The following is a 15,481-nucleotide window of genomic DNA, read 5'->3' as shown; positions in this document are numbered from 1 at the left end:
CATACAGTCATTTTCATAAACGTCTACACTCTGTATTCGAAGAGTTTTAAAGTCTGTGCTTTCTGTTCTTGAATGCTGAACACTGCGGTGGTATGTTTCAGGTGTCTTGAGTACAGTCAGTACAAATCAATCAAGTATTTTCGGGGTGAACTGCCGGAGTTTCATGGTGAAGTTCATTTCAAATCAGTTCAGGTCCCATATTTCTGGAACCAGTTACTTCTTAAGAATTTGTATCACATTGAGGAGAAAAAAAGCGTGAGTGCTAAGAAAGATGACAAACCAGCTGACGAGACAACAGAACCCGCTGCAGAACAGGCTGCAGCTGCAGCTCCCGCTCAGCAACAACAGCAGGTCAAAGTGAATGACGACAATGTGGCTGCCAGCTACGCCAACTTCTGCCGTGTATCCAGTACACCAGAAGAACTGATTCTGGACCTGGGTCTGAATCCTCAGCCACTGGATCCAGCCAACACTGAGATCAGTGTTGGTCAGCGGATCATTCTGAACCATTACACCGCCAAGCGTTTGTTGAGTGCACTCTCAATGGCTTTACAGCGTCATGAGCAGGCATTTGGTGTTCTGGAAACAGATATCCGTAAACGAGTTGTTCGTCAGCAGACCTAATCTGAATAGAGTGATTGTGTTGTTTCCTGTTGCAACGGGAAGCGATTGAAAGTTACAATCACGTAAGATTAAGCCTACCCGCCGGCCCGATGTGTTCTCACATCGCAGCCGGTTTTTTTATTATGTCGCTTGGGGAGGGGAATCACAGCGTGTAAGAAGTTCCTGGATGTCAGATTCCCGATATTCCGGTTTTTCCTGAAAATTTGGATAAAAGTATGGCAGCGGTTGAGTAGGAAAGTGAAAACGACTTTGGTAACTTTCTTTAGGACAGCGCAAGTCTGCTAGAGTAGAGAGCTTTAAATCTCTGATCTATTACTGTAATGTAGAAGAAACATGTTTTAAATCTGTATTCGCGACAGAGCATTCTCCCTGCGTGTCGAGTTGACACTGTGTCTGCCCCTGTCCGGATTCATAACTAAGCCCGGAGAGGGCATAATGCTTGATAAACCAGATTCTGCTTCGTATTACTCTGAAGGCAATGGGCACTCCGACAATCAGCTGCCTGAAGCAATGCTCAACGATTTAAGCTCGGAATCGTTAACTTTCGTGGAGTCGCTGTACACGAACTATCTGGAGTCGCCCAGCTCCGTCTCCCAGGAATGGCGGGAGTATTTCTCGAAGTTCTCCCAGAAGTCGACCCGGAGCCGCAAACCGAATTTCGGGCCTTCCTTCAAACGTCATACCATGTTCAACCCTCCTGGCAGACAGAAGACAGAGGGGCTGGACCGGCAGACGATGAAAATTGCTGATCGCCAGGAGCGTCTGGACCAGCTGATTCGTAATTACCGGGTGCGGGGACACATTCTGGCTTCGCTGGACCCGCTGGGAAAAAAGCGGGCGACGCCTCCGGAACTGATGCCCGAATTCTACGATTTCTCAGAACGGGATTACGATCGCGTCTTTTCGACATCAACATTTGGTGGTCCCAAGCAGCGAACTTTGCGGGAGATGATCCAGTGGTTGCGGAATACCTACTGTCGATCGATCGGTGCGCAGTTTATGCACATCGACAGTCTGCGTGTGCGGAAGTGGCTGCAAAACCGGATGGAAAGTACCGCGAATTTTCTGAAGTTCGAACGTCCCGAGTCATTACGGATTCTGCGACGGTTGACCGATTCGGTTGTGTTTGAAGAGTTCATCCAGAAAAAATATGTAGGACTGAAAAGCTTCTCACTGGAAGGAGCCGAGAGCCTGATTCCTCTGCTGGACCTGGCGATTGAAAAAGCGGGTGAGCAGGGTGTCGATGAAATCGTTTTCGGTATGGCGCACCGGGGTCGCCTGAATGTTCTGACTAACATCATGGGGAAAAAACCACGCGAAATATTCCGTGAATACGAAGACTCTGTCCCCGAGATGAGCGTCGGTCGAGGTGATGTGAAATATCACCTGGGTTACAGTTCAGACTGGATGACCGAGTCGGGTCACAACGTGCATCTGACGCTCTGTTTCAACCCGAGCCATCTGGAATTTGTGAACCCGGTGGCGATGGGCCGCATGCGCGCCAAGCAGGATCGCTGGGCCAATATTGATCGTACCAAAGGGATGGTCCTGCTGATTCACGGTGATGCTGCTTTTGCGGGGGAAGGTGTTGTTCAGGAGAGTCTGAACCTGAGTGAGCTCAGAGGCTATCGTACTGGTGGTACCATTCATGTGGTCGTAAACAACCAGATTGGTTTCACAACTGATCCGGCACAGAGTCGCTCTTCCACCTACGCAACAGACGTGGCAAAGATGTTGCAGATCCCCATTTTTCATGTGAATGGGGAAGATCCGGAAGCGGTGGCCCAGGTTGTCCGACTGGCGATGGATTTCCGCAAAGAATTCCACCGTGATGTTGTGATCGACATGTATTGCTATCGTCGACGGGGGCATAACGAAGGGGATGAGCCAGCATTCACACAGCCTCTGATGTATGACATTATCAATAAGCGTCCTTCGGTACGGGACAGCTTCCTGCAGCGTATGCTGGAACGGAAGTCTGTGACGAAAGAGGATGGAGACCGGCTGCAGGATGAAAGTATCTCGCATCTGGAAGCCGAACTGTCGGCAGCCCGGGCCAAGAATTATCCGCATACCGTAGAACTGCCCGCAGGGATCTGGGCCGGTTACCGGGGCGGTCGCGAGTTACCGGCAGATCAGATTGATACCGGAGTTCCCGAGAAAGATCTGATCAACATGCTGCTGAAGCAGACCGAGGTTCCCGAGCATTTTACGCCGCACAAGAAGATCCAGCGACTGCTGAATATCCGCAAGGAGATGGCAGAGGGTGAGCGAAAGATTGACTGGGGAACGGCTGAGGCGCTGGCGTTTGCCTCTCTGCTGACCGAAGGATACCGGATCCGAGTCAGTGGTCAGGACGCACAGCGCGGCACATTCAGTCATCGGCATGCCGTGCTGCATGATGTCAAAAATGGTAAAAAATATACGCCGTTGAAACATCTGGTCGGAGGACAGGGGCCGGTCGAGTTTGTGAACAGCCCGCTCTCTGAAGCAGGCGTTCTCGGCTTTGATTATGGTTACAGTCTGGACTGTCCTGATGGGCTGATTATCTGGGAAGCACAGTTTGGTGATTTCTGTAATGCCGCACAGGTAATTATCGATCAGTTTATCGTGAGTGCGGAAGATAAATGGCAGCGTTACAGTGGCATGGTGATGCTGTTACCACACGGTTTTGAAGGGCAGGGACCGGAACACTCCAGTGCCCGCTTCGAGCGTTTTCTGCAGCTGGCGGCGGAAAGTAATATCCAGATTGCGATGCCTACCACGCCGGATCAGTTTTTCCACCTGCTGCGGCGTCAGATGATCCGCAAATGGCGGAAGCCATTGATTGTGATGACTCCCAAGAGTCTGTTAAGGCATCGTGACGCGGTCTCCAGCTTCAAATCGATGAGTTCAGGATCCTTTATCAAAGTGATCGGCGATACCACAGATCTGGAACCAGCGAAGGTCAAACGCATTCTGCTGTGTACCGGTAAGATCTACTACGATTTAAGTGAGCACCGTAAACAGACTGAGCGGGACGATGTGGCCATCATCCGAATGGAACAGCTCTATCCGGTTCCCAAAGAAGAACTGGAACAGGCGCTGGCCTCTTATCCGGAAGGAACTCCCGTGTACTGGGTCCAGGAAGAGCCTGAAAACATGGGTGCCTGGCGGTTCATGTATTGTCGTTTCAAAGGCAATCTGTTTGGTCGCCATCCGTTGAAAGGCGTGTATCGTCCGGCAAGTGCCAGTCCGGCGACCGGTTCGGGACGCAGTCACCAGTTTGAACAGGAAATGCTGATTTCCGAAAGCTTCCGGGAAGAAGAATAACTCTGTCTATGGTCGCTCAGGCCGGAGCGGCGTCGATCAGGTCTTTGAGATGAAAGTGATGTTTCCCCAGTTTGCCGCCATAGTTTCCGGCGGTAATCTGGAGGACACCCGGTTGTTGACAGACAGTATGCAGTCCGACCTGCATTGCCTGTTGTACTGGTTCAAACGCAGCACCGTCGATGACAATTTCATAGACGCAGCCTGTCCCTTCCGGCAGTTCCGATGTTGTCTGTGCCTGTAAAGTCGGGCAATAGGCATCGTTAGTACTGGCCTTGAGTTTCGAATAGCGGGAGCCGACTTTACTGCCACTGCGGACGATGCCTCCAGGGAAGGGAAGAATTGTGAGGTCGACCTGCCGCATGGCTGCGACTGCCGCTTCTGTCGCGAGAAGTCCGCTTTTCTGATCGGTGGCACAGATTAACAGATTACCGCCGGCGACGCCCTTGAATGTGCCGGTCTGATCTTCGCAGACAAACTCACCATCCATGACGGGCACACGCCAGAGTCTGCGGTCTCCCCATTTCTTCGAGACCTGGAAGCCGTCTCCAAAAAATCGCAGTTGGCTTCCCAAGGCAATGTTCTTTTCCGGATCTTTTGATGAATAGCCGGAGTAACAGGCAGTGGTGGGGCAGGTGAGGATACATTGTCCCACGCGGTTGGTGACGGCTTTTTCCAGAGCGGACTGGCCGAAGGCAAAGAACATCAGACTGACCCCCGGTCGACCATCGGGGCTTTCTGCAGAGGAGAGATATTTTTCTACACCGGCTTCAGCATCGCAGGCAATCACGCTGGTTGCATACCCGGTGATTTCTGCCGCTGCGATTCTGACCCAGGATTCCGTCAAGGCAGTCACAATGATTCGCGTGCCGACGGTGGTAAATGCTTCAGCAAATGTATCGCAAACAGGAACGCCGTTTAATGCCAGTTCGGTATGATTGTTCAAAGTGCTTTCCGGAGAATCTCAAGGAGCAATGATAAAGTGATTGATAACTGGTTTGATTATTGCGGAATCAGGGGCAAAATCAAAGTCTCAGTGGTCACGGAGATACTCGGGAACAACTTTGATCTGCAGATCCATCTGAATCAGTTTGGGCACGCTTTTGGCCTGCATTTTTTTCATGATTTTAGCGCGGTGTGCTTCCACCGTTTTAAAGCTGACATTCAGCTTTTCGGCAATTTCGCGACTGGAAAAACCGGCGACTACATACTCCATAACTTCCCGTTCACGGCGGGTAAGTAATTCTTTGCGTTCCATCAGATCCTGATTCTGTATCCGGTTCTGTTTGTTCTTGATGTCCGTTTCAATGCCTTTCTGAATATAGTCCAGCAGAACCTGATCGCTGACGGGCTTTTCGAGAAAGTCGATAGCTCCTGCTTTCATGGCGCGTACAGCCATGGGGACGTCCCCGTAACCAGAGACAATAATCACAGGGATATCGTAGCCCTGTTCCCGCAGTTTTTCCTGTAATTCCAGACCACTCATGCCAGGGATTCTGACATCCAGGACCAGGCAGCCGGGAATATCGGGGGAATAACTCTCCAGAAATTCGCTGGCAAGTTCGTGAGTCTGCACTTTCAGGCCGACCGATTCAATCAGCCAGCGAAGTGATTTTCTGATGGCGGGGTCGTCATCAACAACGAAGACGGTTGCTTCCTGCTGGATTGTCATGTTTTCAGACACCACTGTTTCGATCTCCATGAGCTAATGGAAGAGTGATCACAAAACTGGCCCCTCGTTTGTTTCTACGTGGGGTCAGTTTCCCTCCGTGGGCTTCGATAATCGTCTGGCTGATTGACAAACCGACGCCCAGTCCCTTCTGTTTTGTTGTGTAGAATGTTTCGAAGATAGAATTTTCCTGACCTTTTTTCAAACCGATTCCACTGTCTGTCACGCATATCATCAGATTTCCCGTCTGATCCTGATCAGATTGAATCACGACTTTGCGTTCTTCCGGGGGATGCTCTGACATTGCTTCAAAGGCATTGAGCAACAGATTGACCAATACCTGTTCAATCTGGATCGCATCTCCAATGATCCGAAGAGGCCCCGGGCTTAACTCCAGGTGCAATGCGACAAAATTTCGCTGGAGCTCGTGTTCCAGGAGCGCGATGGAATTTTGTATGATGGCGTTGATATCCAGATATTTCTGTTCGACTTCACCCTTTTGAACATGCCTCCTGAGACGCTTAATCGTTTCACTGGCGCGTTGTGCCTGACGTGAGATTTCTTCGAGAGGTTCAATCAGGTTATCCAGAGTCGTGGTTCCGGACTGGATGCGGCGAATACAGCCATTCGTGTAATTATTGATGGCTGCCAGTGGCTGGTTTAATTCATGCGAGAGTTCGGCAGCCAGTTCCCCCATTGTAGAGAGCCTGGAAAGATGCGCGAGTTCCGCACGACGCCTCACCAGTTCCTGTTCTGCCTGTTTCTGTTGAGTAATATCAGTTGCAATGACCATCGCGGCGATAATGCTGCCTTCGGTCACCATGGCACCGATGCGGCAGGAGTAGAGTGTTTTTTTGCCTTCTGTGTTGAGACCTTCCGTTTCCATCACCTGTGTCTTTCCTGACTGAAAGACTTCCTGAAGAATATCACGGGCTTTATTGAGGTCTGACTGATTCATGTAACTGAAAATGGATGAGCCGATGATGTCATCCATGTTGACTGCTTCAATTTGATGATTGATAAAGAGAATGTTGCCTACATGATCCAGTGTCAGGATCGTATCGGGTGCATTGGTTACGAGTGAACGCCATTTGGCTTCTGTCTGTTGCAGCGCATTAAACAGCCGGTTTCGTTTGGTATATTCTTCGTTCAGAATTGCATGGGCGTGTTCCAGTTCGGCAGTGCGGGAGGCGACTCTGGCTTCGAGGTTTTCATTTAATTTTTCGAGTTCATCCAGAGCTGACTGTTCTCTGGTGATGTCTTTTACACAGGAGAGAAGAAATGTCTCTCCTCGAAAATAGATCTGGACCGCGGAGAGCATGGTGCATAAGCGGGAGCCATTCGGAATGATGAAGTCAAAATAGAGTTCGCGCGCGGTCCCTTCTTTCTGAACTTTTTCAATCATCTCCCGGCGGGTTTCTTTGCTGGGCCAGAAACCAATGTCAAAGGCGCTTTTACCCAGGATGAATTCCCGGCTGCATTGCAGCGCGGTGAGAAAGTTTTCATTGACCTCGATGAAGATTCCGGTATCGATCTCCGTAATGCACATGGCGATCGGATTGACCTGAAAAATCTTACTGAAGCGTTCTTCGGAACGGCGGAGCTCTTCCTGCGAAGTGACTTTTTCAGTGATATCAATGGCGACTGAAAGAAATCCGTCGACATGACCCTGTTCATCAAACAACGGATTGTAATCGACATCAAAGACAAGCTCACCGGCTGCCCGGATCCGTTGCAGTTCTTCGCCTTGGAGAGTTCGATTGAAAATATCAATCAGTTCGGGATCATCAGCGTACTCTTTGAAAACAGATTTACCCACCCATTCTCCCGGAAGAAATCCCAGGCGGTTCAGGCCACCTCCTTCCGAGAGTGTGACGATCCCATGGCGATCGACGGCCCAGATGATCAGTGGAGTGATGGAAAGAATTTTCTGGAGCAGTTGCTGATCTGAGTCGATGATGTTCTGCAGAAAATCTCCGGTCTGCAGTTCCGGAAATGTTTCCGATATGATCCGGGATGAGAGTCTGTTGTGTTCCGGTGACTGATTGTGATTCACTGCGCACCTCCTTAACACAACTAGAGACAGATCACTGTTTTATAATACGGGCGGTATGAATGCAGCCCCTGTCAAGGGGCCGGCCTGAGATCGAGTGGTAACAGCAGGCTTCTGCCGCATGCGAATTGTTTACTTCCTGATTATCCCGCATTACCGGGAAATGTCAAACTTTGCAAAGCGGGATTCATCGATTCCCGGTATCAGAGGTCAATCAAGGTTCAGATCGATCTCCCCACCGGACTGCGCCTTCGATGATGCCTGCAGATGTTCGTGATCGGTTAAGTCAAATTTTAACGGTGTGACCGTGACAAAACCTTCCGCCAGTTCATGGATGTCTGTGCCTGGTTCCAACTGATGGTTGTGAACTGGGTCAAGGCCACTCCAGTAATAAGGCCTCCCCCGGGGATCAATTCGTTTTTCCATGACATCGAAATGCCGTTTGACACCCAGCGATGTCCATTTAACTCCCCGGGGCCAATCCGGTCGTATTTCAGGAAAATTGATATTCCAGAGTCCGTCGGAGGGGGATTTTTCCTGTAACAGTTTTCTGATGATGTGAATACTCTGAGCGGCGCAGCGGTCATAATCGGGTTTGGTGTCGTTGGCAAAACTGCTGGCAGCCGAGATGGCGATCGAGGGAATCCCGGCGAAGGCCCCTTCGATGGCTCCGGCGACTGTACCGGAATAGAGCACATTGATCCCTACATTCGAACCGGAATTGATGCCACTGACAATCAGGTCGGGGCGTTTCGGACAGAACTCCAGAATTCCCAGTTTAACGCAGTCTGCCGGACTGCCGGCGACCGCCCAGCCCCAGTGCTTTTCACTTTCGAATTCCTGATGTATCATCAAAGGATGTAAATAGGTAATACTTAATCCCACCCCGCTTTGTTCAGCGAGGGGGGCAACCACTTCCACATCTCCGAGTTGAGTTAATGTTTTCTGCAGGCTGCGAATGCCGGGGGCGTGTATTCCATCATCATTAGTCAGCAAAATTTGCACGATTATTCCTTAACTCTGAATGGTCCAGACAAGTTCTGAATGACACCTTATAATATGGCAGTACTCCGCCGGTACCTGAATTCAGAAAACCGGCCTGACAGTATCTTATCGGAATGAGTGATTTAATGACAACGCGCCGGCTGTTTGCTATTGTTCCTGCTGCTGGCCGAAGTCGACGTATGGGAACACATAAACTGCTGCTGACATTGGGAGCTGAAACGGTCATTCAGCGTCTGGTGAGGGGATTGAGTAGTGAAGGGATTACAAAAACCGTCATTGTCGCACGCCAGGATGATATACGTTTGAAGGATCATCTGGCTGATCTGCAGGTTGATGTGGTTCAGCGGGAAACGGACCCGCCTGATATGAAAGCCAGCGTCCAGTATGCATTGCGCTGGATTGAAGAACATTATCAGCCAGCGGATGAAGACGGATGGTTGCTGGTTCCCGCAGATCATCCCGTGCTGGAGCAGTCAGTCATTGACGAATTATGTCAGGCCTGGGAGCGTTGTCCGGCTGATGTGATGATTCCCACATACCAGGGTCGGAAAGGGCATCCGACTTTTTTTCGCTGGTCGATGGCGGATAGGATTTTCAAGCTGTCTGAAGCGCAGGGCATCAATGCTCTCTGGCCGAGTCGGGACATTCAGCCTTTTTTACAGGAATGTGCTGTCCCGGAAATCCTGCTTGATCTGGATACCCCTGAAGATTTTGATGCATTGCAAAAAAAATACGGCACGGATTGATAATATTTGGTGCATGTAGTTATGTAGATGTTTTCATTCCCGGTTACCTGCGACAGATCGGATGTCGTTTCTATGATTCATGTTGAGTTCTGATAACAGGTTAGTTCGAACAGATGTTGTATTTGTGAAACTTTGCAGGTGATAACGATTATAAAGTGGCACATACAACAAGCTCTTCACTAAAAAGAGATAACCCCCTTTTTTCCTCAAGTTGCCGAAACTATGTGATCTATGCTTGAGTGCTAAATAGAACAACCCGCTGTGATTTTGATTTTTCCACACAGGACGTCTGCTTTTGATTTGCATCTTTTTTCAGGTCATGTCAATAATGCAGGCAGTCATATCTGAGATGGAAAATCGGAAAACGCACACTTTCATCATGTGACGAACTTTTTTGGAGGGGGAAAAATGAAAAAGATTATGGCCTTAGCATGTGCCGCCGTGGCAATGCTGGCTGTCAATGATTCGGCGCAAGCCTGCAGGTATTTTGGAGCGGCCAGTTATAACTGCTGTCCCACAACAGCCTGTCAGCCTACAGCCTGTTACACCGCTTGTCGTGTCGAGCGGAAAACATGCTATCGTACTGTTTATGATCAGGTTGCAGAACCTCAGCAGTACACTGCTTATCGCACCGAATACGAGACAGTTTACGAAGACAAGCAGGAAACCTGTTATCGCATGGTGAATGAAACGGTTTACCGCGATGTCGAATATACGGTTCAAAAACCGATATTTGAAACATCTGAGCGGGAAGAGCGTTACACTGTCCGTCGACCGGTTGTCGAAACCAAGTACCGTGATTGCAGCTATCAGGTACAACGTCCTGTCTGGGAAAACCATGAGCGCGAGTGTCGCCGCACTGTGATGCGACCGGTTGTGGAAACCATCGAACAGGAATGCCGTCGGACTGTCATGCGACCAGTCACGGAAACCGTTAACCAAGAACGGTGTTATACGGTGATGAAACCGGTGACAACGTACCGCACTGTGCATCGTATGCAGGGCGTCTGGGAAACAAAACAGATTACCAAGCCCGGTAAATGCCGTCCCTGCTGGTCAACCGATCCATGTGGTCGTCCCGTGATGAGCATGGTTCAGGTTCCCGGACGAACTCACTGCCGAAAGGTCTGGCGACTGAAACGTGTTGCCTGCCAGGTGCCTTGCACCCAATATGTGCCTGAGGTTGTTCGACAGAACTGCCCGGTACAGGTAACCCGTTACGTACCCGAAGTAATTGTGAACAAAGTACCTGTTAAAGTCTGTAAAATGGTACCTGAAGTGGTTGTGACCAAAATTCCTTACCGGACTTGCCGCTGGGTTACGGAAACAGTCGCTCAAAAGGTTCCTTATCAGACCTGTAACTGGGTTTGTGAAGAAAAGGTTCGTAAAGTTCCTGTTCAAACCTGTAAAATGGTTTCAGAGAAGTGCAGCCGTAAAGTCGCTGAATGTGTCACCCGGAAAGTGCCTTTCACTGTCACTCACCGTGTTGCCCGCTGCGTTCCCAAACAGGTTCCTGTAACCTGCACACGGTACGTTACTAAATGTGTTGCACGTAAGGTCCCTTACGAAGTCTGCACTATGGTTCCTACCACAGTCTGTCCTACGACTGCCTGTGCTACTGGAAACTGTAATCTGGCTCCCCAAAGCCGGGAAACAGCAAAACCAGTTGTTCCGGAACCGCAGCCAGAACCGGAAGCAAATCCGGAACTCACTCCTGTCAAGCCGAGAGTATCTGCTTAACAGGGCGCTGGATTCGTTTGTGATGTAAATGAACAGAGGCAGGTTTCAAATGAAACCTGCCTCTGTTTTTATAGTTGCATTGTGAGACGGGATTTGATTACCAGCCTTCAGTTCCGATACTGGATGTCCCGGTGACGAGGTCACAACTGGTGTTCAAGTCACAGTCATCGTAAGAGTCTTGAAAGTGACTGCCGGCCACATAGCTTTTCATTTTTCCGTGAGAACCAGCCTGGAAACCGGTGAAGCAATAGGACTGGTTGAGTGCGCCGATGGCATTGGAAACGTCGTTTAATTCCGTATTCACGGCAACGGCGACTTCGCTTAAACCGACGATCATCGCCAGGACAGCAATCGTCAGAACCAGTACTAATTCCGCAGAGATCACGAAACCAGCTTCATCATTGTACAAACGTTGAACGATACGCAACATGAGAGAGTCCCCTTACTTAATCGTAGAGTGTGCCGACAGTCGAATGCGTATTCAACCGATGGCAATGTGAGAGAGAGTTTACATTGTGAGAGATTATTTCTGCTTGTGTAGATTGATCGATGAGTGATTGCACGTTGATCAGCTTACAGTAGTCTGATAAAGCAGACGGCATGCCAGAGAGATGTATTCTGCTGATGAATACAGATGCATGAATCAGGCTATGTTTTAATCTGAAAAAGACTTAGGTCGTGTCTGGTAAGCGGAGAATCCGGGGGAGGCAGAATCGTGTGGCTTTTTGAAGTGTTAAACAGCCTGAACACCAGGGCTAAACAAACTGTAAGAGCGTGTAATCGAAAAAAAGAACCGGCGGGATTTCCGCCGGTTCTCTGAGAGAGTTAAATTGTCGCTCATCTTTACTACTATGGCTTAGTTCCGTTCATCACCTGTCAGACCGAGAGTACCTGTGACCAGTTCACAAGTATTATTCAGGTCGCAGTCATCGACAGAATCATTGAACCTGGAACCTGCGTAGTGGCTTTTTGATTTACCATCACAAAAAGTACTGGCTCTAAAACCGGTATAAGCATAACTTTGATTCAGTGAACCGATGGCATTTGAGACATCGTTCAATTCGGTATTTACAGCCACAGCGACTTCGCTCAAGCCGACGATCATGGCCAGTACAGCGATAGTCAATACCAGGACCAGTTCTGCAGAAATAATAAAGCCGTTTTCCTCTTTCCATAATGCCCGCAACATGATTTTATCCCCTTGTTTTATTAAATGTCTATTTTGAGAGTTGCTGGAACTCCACTTGAAGGAGTTTCATTTTCTTAGAAGTAAAAACTCTGTTCAGGAAGTTCCTGAACAGAGTTTCGAGAATTTGATCGAAATCAAAATTATGGAGCTTCGTTAACAGTTACACCTGTTGTACCTGTAACCAGGTCGCAAGAGTTGTTCAGGTCGCAGTCATCGACAGCATCATTGAAACGTGAACCAGCATAGTGGCTCTTGGTTTTTCCATCTGCTGATGCACGGAAACCAGTGTAGGCATAGCTCTGGTTCAGAGCTCCGATTGCGTTTGAAATGTCGTTTAATTCAGTGTTGACAGCTACAGCAACTTCGCTCAGTCCAACGATCATTGCCAGAACGGCGATGGTCAAAACGAGTACTAATTCAGCTGAAATTACGAAACCTGCTTCATCGTTCCAAAGTTGATTTAACATCTTAGTGAGTTCCTTGGTCTTAAAAAAATTAAATTGAGAGACGAGTTTGTGGTTTGCTTTCCGAGATAGAAAACAGCCCACGACATACCGATAAATAAAGCGAAAGCAATATTTATCACTTAGCCAGATTGAGAGACTACGCTCCATTCAGGCACTTTTGTGAAATCACCGGCCCGCGATTTCACAGCACAAACTGCAGTTTTGTTTTCATCAATATTTTGTAAATCGCACGTCATGACCCGCGGAGCGATGGAAGCCCATATATGGTGCCATAGGCATCATTCGCATTGAATGCTCTCTCACCTTCATGCAATGCCGTAGGCTTCTCTTCTTCTTTCGGGGACAAATCACTTAAAAGGAAGAAGCCTCAACACGGGTCACAACGCAGCGAATCAATCAGTATCTGTTTGTTTTGAGATCTAATATTTCAGTTATTGTTTTCATTCAGTCTTGTTGCAGATCTCATAACGCAGTCGGTGTGCCATTTGGCTGGAGGGGAGGCGTTGTGAGAAGTCCACAGGGCGTGTGGAGCTGAAGAAACACGATTTGAGAATCGCTATAACTGTAATCAATATTGTGATTTACAGATTCTGTTGGAAAAGGGGCCAGCAGGGCCCAGAAAGTTTGACAGGTTGCATTCAGGCAACACTGCTTATCAAGGATTTTAAACAGTCTGTAAAAGAGACTGTGAATCAAATGCGTTTTTTTTGAAACATCGGAACCCTGGCAGGGACGAATCCCTGCCAGAGTTCCGGATGAGTCGAATTAACTGATTATATCAGTTGCTCTCAATTCGCACCTTAAGACCAAGGTGTAGTCGTTTTAGAACGTAGTCGCTTCATCAGCAGTGATCTGGCTGGTACCTGTAACAAGATCACATGTATTGTTCAGGTCACAGTCATCGGTTGCGTCTGACCAGCGAGAACCGGCGTACCAGCTTTTGGTTTTTCCACCATTACCAATAAAACCAGTATAAGCATAGCTCTGGTTGAGGGCACCAATTGCGTTTGAAATATCGTTCAGTTCAGTGTTTACAGCGACAGCGACTTCGCTCAGTCCAACGATCATGGCCAGAACAGCGATAGTCAGGACGAGTACGAGTTCCGCAGAAATTACGAAACCAGCTTCGTCGTTCCAAAGTTGATTCAACATGTTTGAGTTCCTTGTGTTTTACTTGAGAGTAAGGTTTTTGTTTTCGGCCCTGATCGAGAAACCATGAACCGCGAGAGACAACCCGGATGCCAACAAGCTTCCGGGTCCCGGCAAAGGTCATCAACAGGTCGGAAAGGCCTTGAGAGGAACTCGCCGAGACGTCGATGACCACAGGAAAGCAGCAGTCCAGAACAAAAAGTGAGAACCGGTTCACTCACTCGCTGCCTGGGTATGAAAAGTGTGAAATACACATCTCTACTGAAGCGATCCTGTTTTGCCAGTTATACTGATCGCATAGACCATGCCGAAGGAACAATCTTCATAAACCCTACAGCTTGCAAAACACTCAAGCTTTAACTAACGCTTTTAATGAGTGCAGTTTAACACAATCATTAGCTTGACTGTACAGTCGCGATTACTCAGCAAGCCAGCTTCATTTTGTAAGGAATCCGAAACACTTCTTTACATTTCATGTTTACGAAATCCAACAAATGCTTACATTGAACAGGATTGATTCGCGCGGAGGACGATTCTGTTTTCCCTGGTTGGAAGCAGCAGGGGGTGGGGCGGTGATGTGATACAATTACTGACCGGGTAAGCAGATCTAACGACCCGGATGAGCATTTTTACTTTTAGTGAAAGCATAAAGACAACATGCAGGTGACGATCACAGCCGTCGGACCAGATAATCGCGGCTTAGCTGACCCTATCGTGCACTATGTGACTGGTGTGGGGGCGAATATTCATGAAATTCAGATGTATGACCATGATTCAGAACGTCTGTTTGCGATGTTACTGCGCATCGACTGGCCGACTGAAATCGAGCCAATTGCAGTCTTACGCGAGCGAATCATGCAGATTGGGACACAAAAAGGTCTGACTTTACGCGTGTGGGCTCGGGATGAATACGAACGTCCCCCCCGAATTGCCATCTGCACGACTTATCGCAGTGAACCGGCGGAAGCGGTGTTGAAGGCAATTGAAGCGGGAGTAATCAATGCGAAGCCGGTGGTCATCCTGGGAAACCGTGATCGTTGCCAGCGACTGGCCAATCAATACCAGCTGGATTTTCATAATATTGGTGATGATCGCGGAAATCCCGACAATACAAGAATGGTTGAGTTGTTCGATACATATGATGTCGATTATGTGCTGCTCGCCCGTTATATGCGTGTGCTGCCTCCGAGTATCTGCTGGAGTTTTGCCGGCGGACGGATTATTAATCTGCATCATGGCCTGCTGCCGTCATTTCCCGGGTTTCAGCCCTACGAAGATGCTTACAGCCACCACATGCTGACTTTTGGCGCGACCATCCATTTTATTATTCCGGAGCTGGATGCGGGCAATCAGATCATTCACCAGAACGCTTTTACGGTCTCACCGGGGACTTCTCTGAAAGAGATTAAACGGATTGGCGAAACGGAACATGAGCCCGAATGCCTGGTGGAAGGGGTGCGACGTGTGATCGACCAGGAAGTAGAACTGCACTTTCATCGCGTGGTCGGAAAAGAAGATAAAGCCTGATGC

The 15,481-nt window shown here is 48.8% G+C and carries 13 protein-coding genes; 5 read left to right on the top strand and 8 right to left on the bottom strand.

Annotation, left to right across the window (positions count from 1 at the left end):
* Nucleotides 1-255: 255 nt before the first annotated feature.
* Both Pan161_RS19490 and Pan161_RS19485 read left to right on the top strand, forming a co-directional pair.
* On the top strand, nt 256-624 hold the full coding sequence (locus Pan161_RS19490) for a DUF3467 domain-containing protein (protein WP_145229989.1): 369 nt from the start codon (nt 256-258) through the stop codon (nt 622-624).
* A gap of 435 nt (nt 625-1,059) precedes the next feature.
* Nucleotides 1,060-3,936: a 2-oxoglutarate dehydrogenase E1 component gene (locus Pan161_RS19485; RefSeq protein WP_197995419.1), complete on the top strand. Its 2,877-nt coding sequence runs from the start codon at nt 1,060-1,062 to the stop codon at nt 3,934-3,936.
* A gap of 16 nt (nt 3,937-3,952) precedes the next feature.
* On the opposite strand, the gene fhcD is transcribed toward Pan161_RS19485, so the two are convergent.
* From fhcD to surE, 4 genes are all read right to left on the bottom strand, one after another.
* The gene (fhcD, locus tag Pan161_RS19480) at nt 3,953-4,879 is read right to left on the bottom strand and encodes a formylmethanofuran--tetrahydromethanopterin N-formyltransferase (protein WP_197995418.1); all 927 of its coding nucleotides are present in this window, start codon (nt 4,877-4,879) and stop codon (nt 3,953-3,955) included.
* An 87-nt stretch (nt 4,880-4,966) separates the two neighbouring features.
* Entirely contained in the window at nt 4,967-5,605 is a 639-nt protein-coding gene (locus Pan161_RS19475) for a response regulator transcription factor (protein ID WP_232103322.1), read from the bottom strand.
* A gap of 4 nt (nt 5,606-5,609) precedes the next feature.
* Nucleotides 5,610-7,658 (bottom strand): PAS domain S-box protein, encoded by a 2,049-nt coding sequence (locus tag Pan161_RS19470; RefSeq protein WP_145229985.1) that lies wholly within the window; start codon nt 7,656-7,658, stop codon nt 5,610-5,612.
* 207 nt (nt 7,659-7,865) lie between these two features.
* Nucleotides 7,866-8,660: a 5'/3'-nucleotidase SurE gene (surE, locus tag Pan161_RS19465; protein WP_145229983.1), complete on the bottom strand. Its 795-nt coding sequence runs from the start codon at nt 8,658-8,660 to the stop codon at nt 7,866-7,868.
* 125 nt (nt 8,661-8,785) lie between these two features.
* On the opposite strand from surE, the gene Pan161_RS19460 reads away from it, so the two are divergent.
* Together Pan161_RS19460 and Pan161_RS19455 are read left to right on the top strand one after the other, a co-directional pair.
* Complete coding sequence (locus Pan161_RS19460) at nt 8,786-9,406, top strand: nucleotidyltransferase family protein (protein ID WP_197995417.1); 621 nt, start codon at nt 8,786-8,788, stop codon at nt 9,404-9,406.
* A gap of 408 nt (nt 9,407-9,814) precedes the next feature.
* The gene (locus Pan161_RS19455; protein WP_145229980.1) at nt 9,815-11,146 is read left to right on the top strand and encodes a hypothetical protein; all 1,332 of its coding nucleotides are present in this window, start codon (nt 9,815-9,817) and stop codon (nt 11,144-11,146) included.
* 97 nt (nt 11,147-11,243) lie between these two features.
* On the opposite strand, the gene Pan161_RS19450 is transcribed toward Pan161_RS19455, so the two are convergent.
* From Pan161_RS19450 to Pan161_RS19435, 4 genes are all read right to left on the bottom strand, one after another.
* Nucleotides 11,244-11,576, bottom strand: coding sequence for a hypothetical protein (locus Pan161_RS19450; protein WP_145229978.1), 333 nt, complete (start codon nt 11,574-11,576; stop codon nt 11,244-11,246).
* 426 nt (nt 11,577-12,002) lie between these two features.
* Nucleotides 12,003-12,335 (bottom strand): hypothetical protein, encoded by a 333-nt coding sequence (locus tag Pan161_RS19445; protein WP_145229976.1) that lies wholly within the window; start codon nt 12,333-12,335, stop codon nt 12,003-12,005.
* A gap of 140 nt (nt 12,336-12,475) precedes the next feature.
* A complete protein-coding gene (locus Pan161_RS19440) occupies nt 12,476-12,802 on the bottom strand; it encodes a hypothetical protein (RefSeq protein WP_145229974.1) in 327 nt (108 codons plus the stop codon).
* Between the two features lie 822 nt (nt 12,803-13,624).
* Nucleotides 13,625-13,954 carry a hypothetical protein gene (locus Pan161_RS19435; protein ID WP_145229971.1) on the bottom strand — a complete coding sequence of 110 codons (330 nt, stop codon included), beginning with the start codon at nt 13,952-13,954 and terminating at the stop codon, nt 13,625-13,627.
* A 654-nt stretch (nt 13,955-14,608) separates the two neighbouring features.
* Here Pan161_RS19435 and Pan161_RS19430 point away from each other — a divergent pair.
* Nucleotides 14,609-15,478, top strand: coding sequence for a formyltetrahydrofolate deformylase (locus Pan161_RS19430; protein WP_145229969.1), 870 nt, complete (start codon nt 14,609-14,611; stop codon nt 15,476-15,478).
* Nucleotides 15,479-15,481: the final 3 nt, after the last annotated feature.

It is taken from the genome of Gimesia algae (genome assembly GCF_007746795.1).
In the GTDB taxonomy this organism is placed as follows: domain Bacteria; phylum Planctomycetota; class Planctomycetia; order Planctomycetales; family Planctomycetaceae; genus Gimesia; species Gimesia algae.
The sequence above is the reverse complement of the archived record's forward strand: the minus strand, read 5'-3'. Positions and strand labels throughout refer to the sequence as shown.

What these genes read in the sequence shown, in the direction of transcription:
- Pan161_RS19485 (WP_197995419.1), top strand. Translation starts at nt 1,060, where the DNA reads ATGCTTGATAAACCAGATTCTGCTTCGTATTACTCTGAAGGCAATGGG.
- Pan161_RS19450 (WP_145229978.1), bottom strand. Translation starts at nt 11,576, where the DNA reads ATGTTGCGTATCGTTCAACGTTTGTACAATGATGAAGCTGGTTTCGTG.
- Pan161_RS19455 (WP_145229980.1), top strand. Translation starts at nt 9,815, where the DNA reads ATGAAAAAGATTATGGCCTTAGCATGTGCCGCCGTGGCAATGCTGGCT.
- Pan161_RS19445 (WP_145229976.1), bottom strand. Translation starts at nt 12,335, where the DNA reads ATGTTGCGGGCATTATGGAAAGAGGAAAACGGCTTTATTATTTCTGCA.
- Pan161_RS19460 (WP_197995417.1), top strand. Translation starts at nt 8,786, where the DNA reads ATGACAACGCGCCGGCTGTTTGCTATTGTTCCTGCTGCTGGCCGAAGT.
- Pan161_RS19475 (WP_232103322.1), bottom strand. Translation starts at nt 5,605, where the DNA reads ATGACAATCCAGCAGGAAGCAACCGTCTTCGTTGTTGATGACGACCCC.
- Pan161_RS19430 (WP_145229969.1), top strand. Translation starts at nt 14,609, where the DNA reads ATGCAGGTGACGATCACAGCCGTCGGACCAGATAATCGCGGCTTAGCT.
- Pan161_RS19435 (WP_145229971.1), bottom strand. Translation starts at nt 13,954, where the DNA reads ATGTTGAATCAACTTTGGAACGACGAAGCTGGTTTCGTAATTTCTGCG.
- Pan161_RS19440 (WP_145229974.1), bottom strand. Translation starts at nt 12,802, where the DNA reads ATGTTAAATCAACTTTGGAACGATGAAGCAGGTTTCGTAATTTCAGCT.